This is a genomic window from Acidovorax sp. DMC1 (genome assembly GCF_056314325.1).
The window spans coordinates 584,454-602,642 of the sequence record NZ_JBQUYO010000003.1 but is presented as its reverse complement, the minus strand read 5'-3'; the positions used below and the strand labels follow the sequence as shown (position 1 = coordinate 602,642).

General features: G+C 65.8%; 15 protein-coding genes. 5 read left to right on the top strand and 10 right to left on the bottom strand.

The genetic code is table 11. From position 1 onward, the window contains the following. Positions 1–12 precede the first annotated feature (12 nt). The 9 genes from pilW to surE form a co-directional block, all read right to left on the bottom strand. Positions 13–849: a type IV pilus biogenesis/stability protein PilW gene (gene pilW, locus ACT531_RS10020; RefSeq protein ID WP_295940028.1), complete on the bottom strand. Its 837-nt coding sequence runs from the start codon at positions 847–849 to the stop codon at positions 13–15. Between the two features lie 34 nt (positions 850–883). After that, the gene (gene rlmN, locus ACT531_RS10015; RefSeq protein WP_291441702.1) at positions 884–1,996 is read right to left on the bottom strand and encodes a dual-specificity RNA methyltransferase RlmN; all 1,113 of its coding nucleotides are present in this window, start codon (positions 1,994–1,996) and stop codon (positions 884–886) included. Positions 1,997–2,086: 90 nt separating this feature from the next. Further along, entirely contained in the window at positions 2,087–2,512 is a 426-nt protein-coding gene (gene ndk / locus ACT531_RS10010; protein WP_015013410.1) for a nucleoside-diphosphate kinase, read from the bottom strand. 83 nt (positions 2,513–2,595) lie between these two features. Further along, positions 2,596–4,158 (bottom strand): pseudouridine synthase, encoded by a 1,563-nt coding sequence (locus ACT531_RS10005; protein WP_476017319.1) that lies wholly within the window; start codon positions 4,156–4,158, stop codon positions 2,596–2,598. A gap of 11 nt (positions 4,159–4,169) precedes the next feature. Continuing rightward, a complete protein-coding gene (gene scpB, locus ACT531_RS10000; protein WP_476017318.1) occupies positions 4,170–4,907 on the bottom strand; it encodes an SMC-Scp complex subunit ScpB in 738 nt (245 codons plus the stop codon). Between the two features lie 147 nt (positions 4,908–5,054). Further along, positions 5,055–6,095 carry an RluA family pseudouridine synthase gene (locus ACT531_RS09995; protein ID WP_476017317.1) on the bottom strand — a complete coding sequence of 347 codons (1,041 nt, stop codon included), beginning with the start codon at positions 6,093–6,095 and terminating at the stop codon, positions 5,055–5,057. 5 nt (positions 6,096–6,100) lie between these two features. Then, positions 6,101–7,030 (bottom strand): peptidoglycan DD-metalloendopeptidase family protein, encoded by a 930-nt coding sequence (locus ACT531_RS09990; protein ID WP_476017316.1) that lies wholly within the window; start codon positions 7,028–7,030, stop codon positions 6,101–6,103. 12 nt (positions 7,031–7,042) lie between these two features. After that, entirely contained in the window at positions 7,043–7,825 is a 783-nt protein-coding gene (locus ACT531_RS09985) for a protein-L-isoaspartate(D-aspartate) O-methyltransferase (RefSeq protein ID WP_476017315.1), read from the bottom strand. Continuing rightward, positions 7,825–8,613, bottom strand: a complete 789-nt coding sequence (surE, locus tag ACT531_RS09980; protein WP_015013404.1) for a 5'/3'-nucleotidase SurE — start codon at positions 8,611–8,613, stop codon at positions 7,825–7,827. Before surE ends, ACT531_RS09985 begins: the two co-directional genes overlap by 1 nt. 184 nt (positions 8,614–8,797) lie before the next feature. Between surE and ACT531_RS09975 the strand changes: the two genes are divergently transcribed. The 5 genes from ACT531_RS09975 to ACT531_RS09955 all read left to right on the top strand — a co-directional run bounded on the left by ACT531_RS09975 (position 8,798) and on the right by ACT531_RS09955 (position 16,025). Further along, positions 8,798–9,772 carry an NADPH:quinone oxidoreductase family protein gene (locus ACT531_RS09975; RefSeq protein ID WP_476017314.1) on the top strand — a complete coding sequence of 325 codons (975 nt, stop codon included), beginning with the start codon at positions 8,798–8,800 and terminating at the stop codon, positions 9,770–9,772. A gap of 159 nt (positions 9,773–9,931) precedes the next feature. Continuing rightward, complete coding sequence (locus ACT531_RS09970; RefSeq protein WP_476017313.1) at positions 9,932–11,467, top strand: GGDEF domain-containing protein; 1,536 nt, start codon at positions 9,932–9,934, stop codon at positions 11,465–11,467. 169 nt (positions 11,468–11,636) lie between these two features. Continuing rightward, a complete protein-coding gene (locus tag ACT531_RS09965; RefSeq protein WP_476017312.1) occupies positions 11,637–13,220 on the top strand; it encodes an alkaline phosphatase D family protein in 1,584 nt (527 codons plus the stop codon). Positions 13,221–13,484: 264 nt separating this feature from the next. After that, entirely contained in the window at positions 13,485–15,332 is a 1,848-nt protein-coding gene (locus ACT531_RS09960) for a gamma-glutamyltransferase family protein (RefSeq protein WP_476017311.1), read from the top strand. A 51-nt stretch (positions 15,333–15,383) separates the two neighbouring features. Next, the gene (locus ACT531_RS09955) at positions 15,384–16,025 is read left to right on the top strand and encodes a hypothetical protein (protein ID WP_476017310.1); all 642 of its coding nucleotides are present in this window, start codon (positions 15,384–15,386) and stop codon (positions 16,023–16,025) included. A gap of 146 nt (positions 16,026–16,171) precedes the next feature. On the opposite strand, the gene ACT531_RS09950 is transcribed toward ACT531_RS09955, so the two are convergent. Beyond that, positions 16,172–18,121 (bottom strand): sensor domain-containing diguanylate cyclase, encoded by a 1,950-nt coding sequence (locus ACT531_RS09950; RefSeq protein ID WP_476017309.1) that lies wholly within the window; start codon positions 18,119–18,121, stop codon positions 16,172–16,174. Positions 18,122–18,189 lie beyond the last annotated feature (68 nt).

Below are 18,189 nucleotides of genomic sequence, written 5' to 3'. Positions count from 1 at the left end.
CTCTCCACCACCTCACTCATTGAAAGCCCCGCGTTCGTATGCACTCAACTCCCGGGAATCTGGGAAACGCTTGCGCAACTGAGCCGCCAGTTGCCTCATTGCCACGACGTCGCCCAAAGCCCGCTCCACCTTGATGCCCAACCACAAGGATTCGGAGTTTGCAAAATCACTGTTGTTGAGCCGTCGGATGTAAAACTGCGCGCGCGAAAGCTCATTGCGACGCAACAAAAGCGCAGCCAGGTGGTAACCGACCACCGGGTTAGCCGCATCGAATTCATAAGCCTTCAGAAGCGACTGTTCCGCTTCAGGAAACTGTCCTGCTCCCGACTGGCACAGGCCACGCGCCATCCAGGTTTTGCCACGCGCTGCATAAGCAGGGTTGGCTATGGCACGCGAAAAATATGAGTCAGCCTCTGCATACTTTTGCTGCTGGCACATCAGCCAGCCATAGTTGTGCAGTATGTTGGCGTCGTTTGCGCGCAGCGACAAAGCGCGGCGAAAACTGTCTTCCGCCTGCGGATAGTCATTCAACCGCATGTAAATCAGACCACGCAGATTGAAAGCATCTGCGTAAGAAGGGTCTGCGGACAGAGACTGCTTGACCTCATCCAAAGCCACCGCTGTCTGCCCCAGTTCGAAATAGTTGGAAGCCAACTCCAGCCGAATGCGCGCGCGGCGCCGCGACTCTGGCTCATCGGACGGTGTTACCAGTCCGGCGTCAGCGTCGCTGACTCCAGACGAAGAAGTGTTGGTTGCACACCCCTGAAGCGCCCAAATGCAAACCACCGCACTGCATGCCGTGAGTGTCCAGCGGCCAATCTGCCGCCAGCGTCCAACCATTCCCGCCATGTAGAGCCTCCTTGAAGTTTGCCAACTAGCCTGATCAAGTCACCGGTTTGAGCACGATTGTGCGCTGCTTTGCCATGCGCTCTGCGGCGCGGGTGCGATCTTTGACATCGCCCGCCAATTGACCGCATGCTGCGTCGATGTCATCCCCTCGCGTCTTGCGCACGGTGGTGATGATGCCCGCGTCACTCAGCATCTTTGCAAAGGCTTGCACCTGATTGTGCGGAGACCGCAACAGCCCTGATGCAGGAAACGGATTAAAAGGAATCAGATTGAACTTGCAGCGAATACCGGTGCGCTTGACCAACTCGATCAGTTGGCGCGCGTGCTCCACCTGGTCGTTGACGCCGTCGAGCATGCAGTATTCGAAGGTGATGAAATCACGGGGCGCATGCTGCAAGTAGCGGTTACAAGCATCCAGCAACTCGCTGATCGGATACTTGCGATTGAGCGGCACCAGGTTGTCGCGCAACGGGTCGTTGGGCGCATGCAGTGACACCGCCAGCGCCACAGGGCAATCTTGCGAAAGACGGTCCATCATGGGCACCACGCCCGACGTGGACACCGTCACGCGGCGGCGTGACAAGCCATAGCCGTGGTCATCCAGCATGACCTTGAGCGCAGGGACCAGTGCCGAATAGTTCTGTAGCGGCTCTCCCATCCCCATCATGACCACGTTGGAGATCACACGCTCCTCGGTCTGCAGGCGCTTGCGCAGCGAATGCTCTGCAAACCACAGCTGGGCAACGATCTCACCCGTCGTCAGATTGCGACTGAAACCCTGATGACCCGTCGAGCAGAAACGGCAACCGACGGCGCAGCCAGCCTGGGATGACACACAGAGCGTCCCGCGATCATCCTCGGGGATGAACACGGCTTCCACCGCATTGCCATCACCGACATCAAACAGCCACTTGACCGTGCCATCTGAAGACACGTGCTCAGAGATAACGGGAAGCGCCTCGACCCGAGCACAGCCTTTGAGCTTGTCGCGCAAGGCCTTGGCCAAGTCACTCATGGCGTCAAAATCACTGGCCCCGCGCTGGTGTATCCAGCGGAACAGCTGGGTGGCGCGAAAGCGCTTTTCCCCCAGCCGTTCACAAAACGCAGCCAAGCCGTCCAGATCGAATTCCAGCAGATTCGTACTCATGGTGCCGAACCCACCGTAGACCAGGCACAGCTACCCCCATGGCACGGAATTCCCACCGAGGCGGGTGCGGGCATGGGGAGCGTCGACATCTCAGCGCGAGTAGATGTTCAGGCCGGGGAAGAAAAATGCCACTTCGGCTTGTGCGGTTTCAGCGGCGTCGGAGCCGTGCACTGCGTTGGCATCGATGCTGTCTGCGAAGTCTGCACGGATGGTGCCGGCTTCAGCCTTCTTGGGGTCCGTTGCGCCCATGAGTTCACGGTTCTTCAGGATGGCGTTCTCGCCTTCCAGGGCCTGGATCATCACGGGGCCCGAGATCATGAAGTCCACCAGGTCCTTGAAGAAAGGACGCTCTTTGTGCACTGCGTAGAACTGCTCGGCTTCCAGGCGCGACAGGTGGGCCATGCGGGCCGCCACGATCTTGAGGCCAGCGGCTTCAAAACGGGCGTAGATCTGGCCGATGACGTTCTTGGCGACTGCGTCAGGCTTGATGATGGAGAGAGTGCGTTCGATTGCCATGTTGATTTCCTTTGTTGCTGTGATTCGTTTGTCCACCGGACAAAGCCCTCGATTCTAACCGGGGAGTGTGACGGGAGTGGCGCTCAGCGCCCTCCTCCGCCACGCCGAGGGCCACCGCCACCCGGGCGGCGTTTGTCCTGGCGGTGCCGTGAAAGGCTGTCCATACCGATGTAACCCACCGAGGTCTTCATCGGATCAGGCTGGGCTGCGCCTCCCCGTTGGCGATCTCCGCCTGCCGCATTGTTGCCACGGGCCGGACCTGGACCACCATCCCGGCGCGGCTTTTGACCACGGGGGCCGCCAGGGGCCGCTGATGGTGGCATGTCGCGGCGCGAGCCGTCACCCCGTGGGCCGCCACGACCACGGTTGCGCGACCTGCCATTGCGCGCACCACCAGCCGCACCTTCCGGACGCCCCTCCACCGACTCGGGGCGGCCAGCGCCCGCGGCCTGCACCAAGGCGCGGATATCACTCTCGTCGAGTTCCAGCCAGGCTCCGCGCTTGAGACCGCGCGGAAGCACCATGGCTCCATAGCGAATGCGGATCAGGCGGCTGACCGCATGACCCACCGATTCCAGCATGCGACGCACTTCACGGTTGCGGCCTTCGGAGATGGTGACCCGATACCAGCAGTTCGACCCTTCGCCACCGCCGTCTTCGATGGAGCCGAAAGATGCCATGCCGTCGTCCAAGCGCACACCGTCCAGCAGCTTTTGCTTCTCCTCATTGCTCAAAGCACCCAGCACCCGAACGGCGTACTCACGCTCCAGCCCGAAGCGGGGGTGCATCAGCTTGTTGGCCAACTCCCCCGAGCTGGTAAACAGCAGGAGACCTTCGGTATTCAGATCCAGACGCCCAACCGACTGCCACTTGCCCTGCATGAGCCGGGGCAGTTTGCGAAATACGGTGGGTCGGTTTTGAGGATCGTCATGGGTCACGACTTCGCCCACCGGCTTGTGGTAAGCGATCACACGCGCTGGGGGTGGGTCGATGCGATAGCGGATCGGCTTGCCGTTGACCTTGACCTGATCACCAAACTGGATGCGCTGACCAATGTGAGCGGGCTCGTTATTGACCGAAATCCGCCCTTCCAGAATCAGCTGTTCCATTTCAAGGCGCGAACCCAGACCCGCCTGGGCCAACACCTTGTGCAATTTGGGGGTTTCGACCTGAGGCAGCAGCACCCGCTTCGGCGGTACCGCATCCGCAGACGCATCCTCTTCGTCAAAACGACCGGACACCACGTCTTCGAACTGGTAGCCCTCCACTACGGGCGCGGCCTTGCGCTTGTCGCGCCCCGCACCTTCAGAGCGAGTGGGCCGCTCGCGGCGCCCCCCCCGAGGACCACGCCCCCGTTGCTCCGAACTGCCGTCACCCACGACCGCTGTGGCATCTGCTACGGGCGACTCCAGAGCAACTGCCGGTGACTCCACCGCTGTAACTTCAGGCGCGGAGGCTTCGACCACAGGGTCTGGAGCACGCACCTGCGCAGCAGTCACGGCCTCAGGCGCTGCCACCTCAGCAGGGGCAGCCACCGCCTTTTTGCGGGGAGCCCGCTTGGCGGCAGGCTTCTTGGCAACGGGCTCCGCGTCTGCGGCATTCAACCCGGGCAGATCTGCCGGCTTTTCGGAAGTCGAGTCGTTCATCAAGTATTTCCCTAGATACCACCAGCGGCATCCACATCGTCGTCATGGAGATCCATCTCCACATCCTGAAAAAAATCATCCACGGGCCGGACAGCGCCCGCATCCGGCACCACCTCGGCAACCTCCACAGACGGCTGCAAACCAGCATCTTGGGGCAAAGCCGCCAGCAGATCGGGTTCGACATCCATGGCTTCCTGGGTCACAGCGGCCATGGCTTCCAGCACATTGGCATTGCCTGTCGGGTCGTCGAGCACCGGCAGTTGGTCCAGGGACTGCAAGCCCATATCGTCCAGAAACTGACGGGTGGTGGCAAACAGCGCCGGACGCCCCACCGTTTCGCGGTGGCCGATGACCTCCACCCAACCCCGATCTTCCAACTGCTTGATGATCAGGCTGTTGACCGTCACACCGCGAATGTCTTCAATATCCCCACGCGTGACCGGTTGCCGGTAGGCAATGATGGCCAAGGTTTCCATGGTGGCACGGGTGTAGCGTGGCGGCTTTTCGGGGTGCAGCCGGTCCAGATACTCCCGCATTTCGGGGCGACTCTGAAATCGCCACCCTGTCGCTACCTGCACCAGCTCTACGCCGCGTTGCGCCCAATCAAGCTGCAATTCCTGCAGCAGCACCTTGAGGGTGTCGGACCCCAGCGCATCATTGAACAGCACCCGCAACTCGCGCACAGGCACGGGTTGCTGCGCGCAGATCAGCGCAGTTTCGAGGACCCTCTTGGCATCCACCGTGTTCATGGTTCAGCGATTCCTGGAAAGGTGCCACGCGTTGCAACGGGTGTCACATCAACAGCAGGGGCAATCATTGGTGCACCGCGCAATGGCGCCGGTGCGTTGGTAGAGCCCGGCGGGATTCCGGCTGCGGGCTGGGGCCGTCACGGCCATCTACGGCGCATTGTAGCCGAGACCCCATTCTGACAGCGCCTGGCGCATATCGTCAGGTACGGAGGCACGGAACTCCAGAGGCTCCCCCGTCACCGGATGCGCGAAAGCCAAACGGTAGGCGTGCAAGGCCTGGCGTTGCAAGGCTCCGACGGGCGCACCGCCATACAGGGCATCGCCCACCAAGGGATGACGCAAAGACGCCATGTGCACACGGATCTGGTGCGTGCGCCCAGTGTGCAAGGTGCATTGCACCCAGCACCCTCGTTCACCGCCTTCAAGACACAGGAAATCCGTCCGAGCGGTTTTACCCGGGTGCAACGCCAAGTCCACCACCGCCATGCGCAGACGATTGCGAGGGTCTCGCCCGATGGGTGCGTCCACCGAGCGTGTCGCGGCTCCCGTCCAGGCACCATGTGCCATGGCCACGTATTGGCGTTTGACCTTGCGCTCGGCAATCAACGCCACCAGGGCGTCCATGCACGCGCGGTCCCGGGCTACCACCATGAGGCCGCTGGTGTCCTTGTCCAGACGGTGCACGATGCCCGCACGGGGGACCCGCAAGGCTTTGTCGTCCCGGGCCAGCAGTCCATTGAGCAGGGTGCCACTCCAGTTGCCAGGCGCAGGGTGCACGACCAAACCTGCGGGCTTGTTCACCACCAGCAGGTGCTCGTCTTCGTACACCACATCAATCGCCATGGGCTCGGGCCGGAAGGCCTGGCTCTGGAGCGTGGGCCGCATTTCCAGCACCACCTGGTCGCCAGCCTTGACCCGCACGGCGGCTTTGAGAGCGTGCTTGCCATTCAGGCTGACCAGCCCCTGGGCCAGCAGTTGCTGCAGATAGCTGCGGGAGAACTCGGGAACCAGCTCCACCAGCGCGCGGTCCAGCCGCTCTGCGTGCTGGCCGGGCCCCATCTGCAAGGCACGCAGCTCACTGTCCGCGTCGGTCAGGGCTTCCGACTCATCGGCCAACAGGAGGGAGTCGCCCTCCTGCCCAGTCGTCTCGGGAGCGTCCGGACGACCGCCCGGCGACTGATCCGCCATCGGGCTCAACGGGAGGGCAGATAGCGCGTGGGATCGACCGGCTTGCCCTGCCGGCGGATTTCAAAGTGCAGCTTGACGCGGTCGGCGTCGGTGTTGCCCATCTCAGCGATTTTTTGCCCCTTGCGCACCGCCTGGTCTTCCTTGACCAGCAGTGTTTGGTTGTGCGCGTAGGCGGTCAGGAAGGTGTTGTTGTGCTTCAGGATGATCAGATTGCCGTAGCCGCGCAGGCCTGCACCTGCATACACCACACGGCCATCCGCCGCCGCCAGCACCGGGTCGCCCGCCTTGCCGGCAATGTCAAAGCCCTTGTTGCGCGCTTCGTCAAAGCCGGCAATCAGCGAACCCGACGCAGGCCAGATGAATGCCAGCTCGTCCTCACCCGCAGGCGCTGCTGCAGGTGCTGGTGTAGCGGGTGCGACCGCCACCACCGTGCCCGATGCAGCGGGGGCTGCGGGCTTGGCGCCGCTGGCAGCTGATGCAGGCGCCGCAGCCGGCGTGCTGGCAGGAGCGACGGAAGAAGACGTGACCGGGCGTGTCACCACGCCATTTTCGGAAGCCGCCACAGCGGCGGGGGCAGCGCCAGGCGGCAGTACACGCAGCACCTGACCGACTTCGATCAGGTTGGCATTCTCCAGATTGTTCCAGCGGGCGATGTCTTTCCAGCTTTGCCCGGACTCCAGACCAATGCGAATCAGGGTATCCCCAGGCTTGACCGTGTAGTAACCAGGCTTGCCCGCGTTTTCTGCGCCTGGCAGTGGCTTGATGGGGGTGGCCACCACCACGCCGGGCTGGGCTGCGGGGGCGGGAGCGGAAGTCGACGAAGAGGTGCCCCGATCTTCCACAGGAGCCTTGTTCATGCGGGTGCCACAGCCGGAGAGCACCAGACCCGCCATTGCCACGGTAAAACCCACCACAAGACCACGCGATACGAACATAAGCAATTCCCTTTACGCAATCCCCGATTTTAGGGGGACAAAATGCACGGGCTCGAGCACGTTTTGTTTCAATCCGTGCGGGGTTTTGTCGATCACCAGCAACATCTGCTGCCCGCCGGACAACGCCATGGGCGCTACCAGACGGCCACCCACGGCCAGCTGATCACACCACGCCAGGGGCACGGCATCGCCGCCGGCCGCGGCGATGATGGCTGCATAGGGAGCACCTTTGGCATAGCCAAGCATGCCGTCACCAAACAGCAGGTGCACGTTGGCCAGGCGGAACGGCCGCAGGTTGTCGCGCGCCTTGTCGTGCAGGCCGCGCAGGCGCTCCAGCGTGTACACCTCGCGGGCCAGCAGGCTCAGCACAGCAGCCTGGTAGCCGCAGCCCGTGCCGATCTCCAACACACGGCCCAGCCCGCCATGGCGTGCACTCTCGGCACCCAGCAGCAGCTCGCACATGCGCGCCACCACGCTGGGCTTGGAGATGGTCTGGCCCAAGCCTATCGGCAGGCTGGTGTCTTCATAGGCCTGGTTGACCAGTGCACTGTCCACAAACCGGTGACGCTCTACAGCGCCCATGGCCTGCAGCACGGGAGGCAACGTGATGCCGCCCGCCGCCAGTTTTTGCACCATCCGGGCACGCACTGCCGACGAGTCCAGCCCCAACCCCGCGGGCGCCGGGGCGACGGCCGGTTTGCGCAAGGCCACAGACGGGGGTGCCACCACCGGCTTGCCCGCGGCGGCGTTGCCCGGCACCGGCAGCTTGGCCGGGAACCCTGGGCGGCGCTGCATCACGCTCCAGGGGCGGCAGCCGCCCCTGTCGCCAACCGGGCGGCGGTCTGCGCCCAGTAGCCGAGGTTGTCGTGATCGGTCAGGTCCACCTTGAGGGGCGTGATGGACACATGGCCCTGCGCCGTGGCATGAAAGTCCGTGCCTTCGGCATCGTCCTTGGCGGCACCGGCACCGCCGATCCAGTACATGGCTTCGCCCCGAGGGCTTTCCTGCACGATGACCCGTTCTGCCGCATGGCGGCGCCCCAGGCGGCACAGCTTGGCCGGGCGCAAGGCCTCCAGCGGCATGTTGGGGATGTTCACATTGAGCAGCCAGGGGGTTTCGTTGACCAGTTGCTGCGCACGCATCTGCGCCACCAGTTCACGCGCCTTGGCCGCAGCGGCCTCCAGCTCGGCCCAGCCCTTGTCTACCTGCGAGAACGCAATGGCCGGAATGCCGAAGAGATATCCCTCCATGGCCGCCCCCACCGTGCCGGAATAGATGGTGTCGTCGCCCATGTTGGCGCCGTTGTTGATGCCCGACACCACCAGATCGGGCCGGTAGCCCAGCAGGCCGGTCAGCGCAATGTGCACGCAATCTGCTGGGGTGCCATTCACGTAGCGAAAGCCGTTGGCTGCCTTGTGCACGTACAGCGGGGAATGCAGCGTCAGCGCATTGGACTTGGCACTGTTGTTGTGTTCTGGCGCAACGACCTCCACCTCGACCCCGTCGAGGGTCTTGAGCGCATCATGCAGCGCCACGATGCCGGGGGCCTGGAAGCCGTCGTCATTGGATATCAGGATCTTCATGGTCTGGGTAGGGGTTGCAACGGATTGTAGGTGGCCGGACTGCTGCACCGCCGACGGACGCCCGTTGACCACATTGCGCCGACGGCACCCCTGGCGCCCGTCGCTCGTGGGACATCCAGCACACCGACGCGCCACCTATCATGCGGGCCATCATTGACAAGACCGACCGACAGGAGACTTCCCCATGCATGCCTGGCTTTGCACCAACCCCACCGGCGTCGAAGCGCTCACCTGGACGGAGCTGCCCACCCCCACCCCCAAGGCGGGCGAGGTGCTCATCGAAATCAAGGCCGCCAGCCTGAACTTCCCCGACCTGCTCATCGTGCAGAACAAGTACCAGATGAAGCCGCCGCTGCCCTTTGTGCCCGGCTCGGAATACGCGGGCGTGGTGGCCGCTGTGGGCGAAGGCGTCACGCACCTCAAGGTCGGCCAGAACGTGGCCTGCCTGTCGGGCACGGGTGGCTTTGGCACCCACACCGTCGCCCCGGCCGCCCTGTGCATGCCCTTGCCAGACGGCTTTTCGCATGTCGATGCCGCCGCTTTCATCATGATCTACGCCACATCGCACCATGCGCTGGTGGACCGCGCACAGCTCAAGGCGGGCGAGACCGTGCTGGTGCTGGGCGCTGCCGGGGGCGTGGGCACGGCCGCCATTCAGATCGCCAAGGCCATGGGCGCACGAGTGATCGCTGCCGCATCCAACGACGAAAAGTGCGCGCTGTGCACTTCCATCGGAGCCGACGCGACCATCAACTACAGCAAGGACAACCTGCGCGAGGCCATCAAGACCCTCACGGACGGCAAGGGCCCCGACGTGATCTATGACCCCGTGGGTGGCGACTTTGCCGAGCCCGCCTTCCGCTCCATCGCTTGGCGCGGCCGCTATCTGGTGGTCGGGTTTGCGTCCGGCCCCATCCCGGCCCTGCCGTTCAACCTGGCGCTGCTCAAGGGTGCCTCCATCGTGGGCGTGTTCTGGGGCGAGTTCTCCAAGCGCGAACCCAAGGCCAACGCCGCGATGATGGGCGAGCTGGCCCAGTGGTACGCCCAGGGCAAGATCAAGCCCGTGATCGACCGCACCATGCCCATGGCCGAACTGCCCGCTGCCTACGCGCACATGGGCTCACGCGGCGTGATGGGCAAGCTGGTCATGGTGAACTGACGGCTGGCTGCCCCCCTCGGAACGTACGGCAGGCCCCGCCGCAAGGCCGCCGCCACGTTCCCGGCTGGCATACCCGTGTGGCGCGGTATGCCAGCCCCTTCCAGGCCTTGCCTGTGTCACACTTGCGCATTCCAGCCCCCCTGACACTGGTGCCCCTCCATGGCCGACCGACCACCTTCCGAGATCGCGCGCGAGACGCTCAAACAACTGGCCGCACGCCGACTGGCCCCCACGCCAGACAACTACCTCGCGATCTACGATGAAATAGCGGGCATCCGCAGCCCGCAGCCGTTCCCGGAAGGGCCGCTGAGCAGCATCCAGCGGGTGCTGCCCGGCCAGACACCCGCGCAAAAGCGCCTGCTGGGCCAGTTCGAACGCGCCATCATCACCAAGGACTGGACGTCGCTGCAAAGCGTGATGGTGGGTTATGCCAACCTGGGGCTGCACCCGGCCACGGCGTCCAAACCCATCGAGGTGGCCGATGCCCCCACCGCGCTGGGCGAACTGCCCACCGAGTTTGCCGAGGCCCTGGCCCGCCTGATAGACAACACCCTGCCCGCACTGGGCGACGACGACCCCCGCGTCATCGACATGGCGCAGCAGCTCATCACCTTTCTGCGGGAGCCCGCCCCCCTGGTGACCACCGCGCAGCTCATGCTGGGCAACTTCAGCTACCGCCTGTCGTTCGCCACCGAAGAACAAGCCTCCATCCGCACCAGCCTGCTGGAGCTGCTGCACATGATCTTCGAGAACATCGCCGTGCTCAGTGTGGACGACCGCTGGCTGCAGGGCCAGGCCGAGGCGCTGATGAGTGCCTCGACCCCGCCGCTGACGCTGCGGCGGCTGGACGATGTGCAGCGCCGGCTCAAGGACGTGATCTTCAAGCAGACCGAAGCCAAGGCCCGGTCGCTGGAGGCGCAAGAGCAGATGAAGGAAATGCTGGCCACCTTCATCGAGCGGCTGGCGCGCATCACCGCATCCAGCACCAGCTACCAGGGCACCATGGAGCGTTGCGCCGACCTGATCGGCAAGGCCAGCACCCTGCAGGAGATCGCCCCTGTACTGCAGGAAGTGATGAGCGCCACCCGCGCCATGGCGCTGGACAGCCGCGTGACCCACGACGAACTGCAAGACCTGCGCGAGCGCACCGAGGCCAAGCGCGCCGAGGTCGCCAAACTGCAGGAAGAACTGGACCGCGCCAGCGCCCAGGCGCGCCACGACCCGCTGACCGGCAGCCTCAACCGCAAGGGCCTGGACGAGGCCGTGGAACGCGAGATCGCCCGCGCCCACCGCCTGGGCTCGTCACTGTGCCTGGCACTGCTGGACGTGGACAACTTCAAGACCATCAACGACCGGCTGGGCCATGCCGGGGGCGACGCAGCCCTGGTGCACTTGGCACAGGTCACGCGCGAAGTCATGCGGCCGCAGGACTTGTTGGCCCGCTATGGCGGCGAAGAGTTCGTGATCGTGCTGCCCGACACCACGGTCGAAGCCGGCGTTGCGGCCATGACCCGCCTGCAGCGCGAGCTGACCACGCGCTTCTTCTTGCAAGGCACCGAGAAGGTGCTAATCACCTTCAGCGCGGGCGTGGCCCAGTTGAGTGACAGCGAGAGCGCCACCGACGCCATCGTGCGGGCCGACCAAGCGATGTATCTCGCCAAGCGCTCGGGCAAGAACAGGGTGATGGCGGCTTGAGCAGGAACAACCCCCTGAGGCGCTGCGCGCCTTCCCCCCGCTCTCGCAGCGCTACGCGCTGCGGGCAGGGGAACGCCGCCAGCGCGGCGGGGCGGCCCTTGCGCGGCGGCCACTGGCCTGGGCTGCGTCAGTTGCTGAGCACGGCTGCCCGACGCGAAGGGCAGCTGAATTGATATCCGAGCAAAGACGGCAGTTCCTGCGCAATGCAGCGCTGACTGCCTCCGTCGCCACCCTCCCCCGCTGGGCCTGGAGCACCCCGCCCGCGCTGCAAAACAACCCCTTTGCCATGGGCGTAGCCAGCGGCGACCCGGCGCCTGATGGCGTGGTGCTTTGGACGCGGCTCGCACTGACTGATCCGGCGCAGATGTTGGCCACACACACCGTGCGGTGGGAGGTGGCACACGACGCAAGCTTTGCCCAGATCGTGCAAAAGGGCGAGGCCTCCGCGCTGCCCGCGCTGGGCCACAGCGTGCATGTGGAGTTGCAAGGCCTGCAACCCGCGCGCTGGTACCACTACCGTTTCATGCTGGGCGACGCAGTGAGCCCCACAGGCCGCACGCGCACCGCGCCTGCGGCGGGCGACCTGCCCGGAGCGCTGCGGGTGGCGTTTGCCTCTTGCCAGCGCTGGGAGCATGGGCACTACGCGGCCTGGCGCCATCTGGCCGCCGACCAGCCGGACCTGGTGCTGTTCCTGGGCGACTACATCTACGAATACGCCACCCCCAAAACCACCACCGACCTGGCGCGCACCCACAGCCTGCGCCACGCCACCACGCTGGCCGACTATCGCGACCGCTACGCCCTGCACAAAAGCGACCCCGCGCTGCAGCTGGCCCACGCCACCTGCCCCTGGGCCGTGACCTGGGACGACCATGAGGTGCAAAACGACTACGCCGCCGATGCAGGCCGCGGCGAGGCTGCGGGCAGCGCCGCCTTTCTGGCCCAGCGCAGCGCGGCGTGGCAGGCGTTCTACGAAAACATGCCGCTGCGCGCGGCCAGCCTTCAGCGCCCCGCGTCCACCACGGGCTGGGACGCTCTGCAAATCTACCGCCGCCTGCGCTGGGGCCGGCTGGCGCACATCCACCTGCTCGACAGTCGCCAATACCGCAGCTGGCAAGCCTGCCGCACGCCCGATGCCAGCAGCGCACCCGCCGTGCGCCCCGCCGACTGCGCCGAGTTGGCCCAGCCACAGCGCAGCCTGCTGGGCAGCGCGCAAGAGCGCTGGCTGGACGCAGGCCTGGCCACTGATACGGCGAGCGCACAGGCCACGCGCTGGAGCGTGATCGCACAGCAGACGCTGTTCTCGCCGCGCCATTACCCATCCGGCACCGTGCCCACCGACGCCTGGGACGGCTACCCCGCCGCACGCCAGCGCCTGCTGCAATCGGTGGCCCGGCACACGCCGCGCAACACGGTGCTGCTGGGCGGAGACATCCACCAGAACTACGTCTGCCGCGTGCATGCCGATGCCGCTCGCGCCGACTCGGCCGTGTTGGCCAGCGAGTTCTGCGGCACCTCCATCAGTTCGCGGTCGGGCACCACGCAGGCGAAGGTGGACGCCATCGTCCGCCACAACCCGCATGTGCTGCTGGCACGCTGCGACCAGCGCGGCTACGGCCTGGCCGACATCACCCCGGCGCGCTGGACCACCACGCTGCGCGTGGTGGACGACCCGTTGCGCGCGGACAGCGGCGCATCCACGCTCGCCCGGTTTGTGGTGGAAGACGGCCGCGCGGGGCCCCAGGCGGCCTGAGAGGGCGTGGCGCAAGCCTCCAGGCCCGGGAGCCCCTTGTAACTACGCCGCACAAGGGCTCAGAGATGACCAGAGAACAGCCGCTGACGGTCGGTAACAACTATCTTTTTGATAGCTGCTCAGGCATATTGCACTAGCGCTACCGCCACAAAACACCTTCAATCGCTGCGCAAACCCCTCCAGCAGCCCCTGGCACGCCCTCGCAGGCTGCACCAAGGCCCCTTACCATGGCCGCTTCGCTGCTTGCACCCACAGGAGACCCGCATGTCACCCACTGCCCTGCCTGCCACGTCGCCCCTGCGCCGCCCGTTCAGTCGCAACCTGCTGGCCCCTGCGGCCCTCGCCACCCTGGTGGCCCTGGCGGGCTGCGCCAGCGCTCCCTCCCAGTTCGCCTACACCGTGCCCGCTCAGCCCGAAGGCTCGTCCGGCTACACCGAAAAACCGGGCTGGGCCACCGAGAAGTTCGCCGTGGCCGCTGCCAACCCGCTGGCCACCGACGCGGGCTACCAGATCCTCAAGGCCGGAGGCTCGGCGGTGGATGCCGCCATCGCCGTGCAGATGGTGCTGACGCTGGTGGAGCCCCAGTCCAGCGGCATCGGTGGCGGTGCCTTTCTGCTGCACAGCAACGGCAAGGTGGTAGAGGCCTACGATGGCCGAGAGACCGCGCCCGCTGCCGCCGATGAAAAACTCTTCCTGGGCGCCGACGGCAAACCCGTGCCGTTCTACGACGGCGTGGTGGGCGGCCGCTCGGTGGGTGTGCCCGGCACCGTGCGCATGCTGGAAATGGCGCACAAGCAGCACGGCAAGCTGCCCTGGGCCACGCTGTTCCAGCCCGCCATCACGCTGGCCGAAGGCGGCTTCAAGGTCAGCGCGCGGCTCAACACCCTGGTCAAGGCCGACGCCCACCTCAAGAAGGACCCGGTGGCCGCCGCCTACTTCTACAAGGCCGATGGCGACGCACGCGATGTGGGCGTGAACCTGCGCAACCCCGAGCTGGCCGCCGTGCTGCGCCGCATCGCCGCCGAAGGCAGCAAGGCCCTGCACGAAGGCGAGATCGCCCAGGCCATCGTGGACAAGGTGCAAAAACACCCCACCAACCCCGGCAAGCTCAGCCTGGCCGACCTGGCGGGCTACCAGCCCAAGAAGCGCGAGGCGCTGTGCCACGACTACCAGGTGGCCAGCAAGGACTACCGCGTGTGCGGCTTTCCGCCCCCAAGCTCCGGGGCCATCGCCATCGGGCAGATCCTGGGCATCCTGAAGAACACCGACGCCGCCGCCAAGCCGCTGCAGGACGGCCTGCCCAGCGCAGACTGGCTGCACCTCTACACCGAGGCCGCCCGCCTGGCCTTTGCCGACCGCGCCCAGTACGTGGCCGACCCCGACTTTGTGCAGCCCCCCGCCGGCAGCTGGACCAGCCTGCTCGCGCCCGCCTACCTGACCGAGCGCGCCAAGCTCATCGGCACGCAGAGCATGAAGGTCGCCCAGCCCGGCAACCCCGGCGTCGTCAAGACGGGCTTTGCGCCCATGCCCGACCAGCCCGAATACGGCACCAGCCACATCAGCATCGTCGATGCCTTTGGCAACGCGGTGGCCATGACCACGACCATCGAAGACCAGTTCGGCGCAAGGCAAATGGTGAAGGGCTTCCTGCTCAACAACGAACTCACCGACTTCAGCTTTGCCCCCACCGACGCGCAAGGCCAACCCATTGCCAACCGCGTGCAGCCCGGCAAGCGCCCGCGCTCGTCCATGTCGCCCACGCTGGTGTTCGACAAAGCCACGGGCGAGCTGCTGATGAGCGGCGGCAGCCCTGGCGGCGCAGCCATCATCCACTACACGGCCAAGACGCTGTATGGCGTGCTCAACTGGGGCCTGATGCCCCAGCAGGCCATCAACCTGCCCAACTTCGGCTCGATGAACGGCCCCACGCTGCTGGAAGAAAAGCGCTTCCCACCCGCCACCGTCGAAGCCCTGCGCGCACGGGGCGCCGAAGTGCGTGAGATGAACATGACCAGCGGCCTGCAAGCCATCACACGCGGGCAGGCACATGGCAAGAAGCTGTGGATGGGCGGTGCCGACCCGCGCCGCGAGGGCGTGGTGATGGGCGACTGAGCGCCTGCGCTGCAACGCTGGCCTGCACGCGCGCCAGCGAAAATCCTCACCATGAACCTCTACCGATTCATCCCCGCGCTACCGCTGACCATGTACCGGCACCTGTGGCGCAGCGTCCAGGGCGCAACCCTTGCCTGCGCCCTGGGCATGGCGCCCGCCCAGGCCCAGGTGCGTGCGACTGCTGCACAGCACCCCGCACAGTGGCCCACCACACTGGCCATGGCCGCGCCGATCCCATCGCCCACACCGGCCCAGCTACAACCGCTGCCCGCAGGCGTTGAACTGGGCATGGGCGCGGACGCCCTGCGCGACGCGGTACCCGGCGCGGCCCGCGTGCTGCGCCCGCAGCGCCTGGCTGGAGGGCTGGCGGGCCTCTGGCGGCTGGAGCCTGTGGTGATCGCCGGATTGTCCGGTGCGCAAACCTTCTTCTTCAGCGGGCGGGAGCTGCGGCGGGTCGAATTCGTCGCTGATGCCAGTGACCTGGCCGATGGCGGCGCAGCAGCGTTTGGCGCCCTGCTCGCGTTTGGCCGCAGCACCTACGGGCCGGAGACTGCCGCCAACGACCCCAGCGGCAGCTATGCCGCGTGGACCCACGAAGGGTTGGAGGTGTACGCCCAGCGCGTGCCCGCACCGCGCGCCACGGTGCGGTGGGTGATCAAGCAGAGCGAGGGCAAGGACGCCAGCGAGCTGTGATGTGCGGCCGGGCCATCACGCGCCCAGCTTTACGCTTCCGACGTCGTGATCTGAGTGGAAAAGGCTGCTAGCGCATATGAATAAAGCGCCAATAGCTCCCAAATAAATAGCACCAGCATCTGCTGCGAATCACCACCAGGCCTTAGTCAGCCCGGCGGACCTGCAACACCCCCATCAGCCAGCGGGCTCAATGCGGTGTCGATGTTGAAGCGGTTCTTGCCCGCCTGCTTCGCTGCGTACATCGCTGCGTCGGCCTGGGCCAGCAGCGCATCGGCGTCGGCGCCATGGCGCGGGTAGAGCGCCGCGCCCACGCTGGCCGAGATGTGGGCAACAGCCCCCTCCAGCACAAAAGGCTGCTCCATCGCAGACAGCACCTTGCCCGCCACGACCTCGCAGTGGTCTGCCCGCTCGATGGTGGCCAGCACGATGCCGAACTCGTCGCCGCCCAGGCGCGCCACGGTGTCTTCGGCGCGCACGCAGTCTTCCAGCCGCCGAGCCACCTGCTGCAGCAGCAGGTCGCCCGCTGCATGGCCCCACTGGTCGTTGACGGACTTGAACCCGTCCAGGTCCACATAGAGCACTGCGGCGTGCCGCCCGTGGCGCCGGGCCGTTTCGAGCACACGCGCCAATCGGTCGTGGAACATCACGCGGTTGGACAGGCCCGTGAGCGCATCGTGCAGCACATCGTGCGACAGGCGCATCTCCAGCTCCTTGCGCGCGCTGATGTCCTGCGTCACCACCACCAGAAAGTCCGGGTGACCCTGGGCGTCCTTGACGAGGCCCAGCGCTTCGTACACCCACAACAGGCCGCCGTCCTTGCGCCGGTAGGCCTTTTCCATCTCGGGGGAGAACACGGGCGAGTGCGCCACCAGGCGCCGCGCCAGAAAGCGGCGCAGGGCTTCACGCTCGCCCTCGTCGCTCAGCGCAAACAGGTCGCGCTGGCGCAGCTCCTCCAGCGAAAAGCCCAGCATGCGGCAGAACTTGTCGTTGGCACGCAGGATGCGGCCTTCGGGCGTGATGTGGGCGATGCCGGTGGCCGCCTGGTGGAAGGTGGCGCGGAACAAGCCTTCGCTGGACGCCAGTGCATCGGCCACGGCCCGCTGGCGTGCCAGCACCACAATGAGCAGCGCGCCAAAACACAGCAGCGCCACACTGGCCCCCGCGGCCAGGGCGAGGTAGTCAACGCGCCGCTGCATCACCGGCGCCAGCACCTCGTCGGAGGTCGCCCCCACCGTCACCATCAACGGGTAGCCCGCCATACTGCGGTAGCTGAGGATGCGCGGCACACCGTCCACCGCGCCGTTCTCATCGATCAGTTCGCCTTCAGGGTCTTGCGCGCGAAGCTGAAACCAGGGCAGGCCCCGCGCATCGCCACCGAAGCTGATCTTGCCCCCGGCCTTGCGGCCGCGCACCACGCCGTCCAGCCCTGTCAGCTCCAGCAGCCCCTGTGCGCCCAGGTCGGCCTGGCGGTAAAAGTCGGTGAAGTTCGTCGGGTCCACCGACATCACCACCACGCCACCAAAGCGACCGCCCTCGCTCATGATGCGCAGCGCCATCGGAATGCGCCACTGCCCCGACACACGGCCCAGTACAGGCTCGCTCACAAACAGGTCGTCGCGATCGCTGGCACGCAGCGCCTTGAAAAAGGCGCGATCGCTGTAGTTGACGGCCCCGGTCTCCTGGCTGCTGCTGACGATGTCGCCCTGCTCGTTCACCACGCTGATGATGGTGAACATGGGCTCGCGGATCACCCCCCGCTCCACCCAGTCGCGCAGGTCAATGTCGGTGCCCTGCTGCAGGTACTGCTCGCGCACAAAGGCGGCGACCTGCTCGGCCGCCTTGAGGGTGCGGAACACCTGCTGCTCGAAGGCGATGGCCAGGTTGGCATTGGACTGCATGGCGGAGGCAACGGCCTGCTCGCGCTCGAACGCCACACGCTGCAGCGTGACCAGCCACAAGCCCGCCACGGCAACGATGCAGCCCAGCGCAATCGCCAGGCTCAGCGGCGTGACAAGGCGATAGCGGCGACGCGGGGCCCCGGCCTCAAGACGGTCGTCCGCGTCCGGTGGCCGCGTGGTGTCATCTTTTTGCTCCATGCCCCTCGAAATGTAGCGGGGCATGTGCGACAAGTCGACAACAGGATGGCCACCAGCCGCGGCCCACG

What these genes read in the sequence shown, in the direction of transcription:
- scpB (WP_476017318.1), bottom strand. Translation starts at nt 4,907, where the DNA reads ATGAACACGGTGGATGCCAAGAGGGTCCTCGAAACTGCGCTGATCTGC.
- ndk (WP_015013410.1), bottom strand. Translation starts at nt 2,512, where the DNA reads ATGGCAATCGAACGCACTCTCTCCATCATCAAGCCTGACGCAGTCGCC.
- ACT531_RS09975 (WP_476017314.1), top strand. Translation starts at nt 8,798, where the DNA reads ATGCATGCCTGGCTTTGCACCAACCCCACCGGCGTCGAAGCGCTCACC.
- ACT531_RS09955 (WP_476017310.1), top strand. Translation starts at nt 15,384, where the DNA reads ATGAACCTCTACCGATTCATCCCCGCGCTACCGCTGACCATGTACCGG.
- ACT531_RS09995 (WP_476017317.1), bottom strand. Translation starts at nt 6,095, where the DNA reads ATGGCGGATCAGTCGCCGGGCGGTCGTCCGGACGCTCCCGAGACGACT.
- ACT531_RS09950 (WP_476017309.1), bottom strand. Translation starts at nt 18,121, where the DNA reads ATGGAGCAAAAAGATGACACCACGCGGCCACCGGACGCGGACGACCGT.
- ACT531_RS09990 (WP_476017316.1), bottom strand. Translation starts at nt 7,030, where the DNA reads ATGTTCGTATCGCGTGGTCTTGTGGTGGGTTTTACCGTGGCAATGGCG.
- ACT531_RS10005 (WP_476017319.1), bottom strand. Translation starts at nt 4,158, where the DNA reads ATGAACGACTCGACTTCCGAAAAGCCGGCAGATCTGCCCGGGTTGAAT.
- surE (WP_015013404.1), bottom strand. Translation starts at nt 8,613, where the DNA reads ATGAAGATCCTGATATCCAATGACGACGGCTTCCAGGCCCCCGGCATC.
- ACT531_RS09985 (WP_476017315.1), bottom strand. Translation starts at nt 7,825, where the DNA reads ATGCAGCGCCGCCCAGGGTTCCCGGCCAAGCTGCCGGTGCCGGGCAAC.
- pilW (WP_295940028.1), bottom strand. Translation starts at nt 849, where the DNA reads ATGGCGGGAATGGTTGGACGCTGGCGGCAGATTGGCCGCTGGACACTC.
- rlmN (WP_291441702.1), bottom strand. Translation starts at nt 1,996, where the DNA reads ATGAGTACGAATCTGCTGGAATTCGATCTGGACGGCTTGGCTGCGTTT.
- ACT531_RS09960 (WP_476017311.1), top strand. Translation starts at nt 13,485, where the DNA reads ATGTCACCCACTGCCCTGCCTGCCACGTCGCCCCTGCGCCGCCCGTTC.
- ACT531_RS09970 (WP_476017313.1), top strand. Translation starts at nt 9,932, where the DNA reads ATGGCCGACCGACCACCTTCCGAGATCGCGCGCGAGACGCTCAAACAA.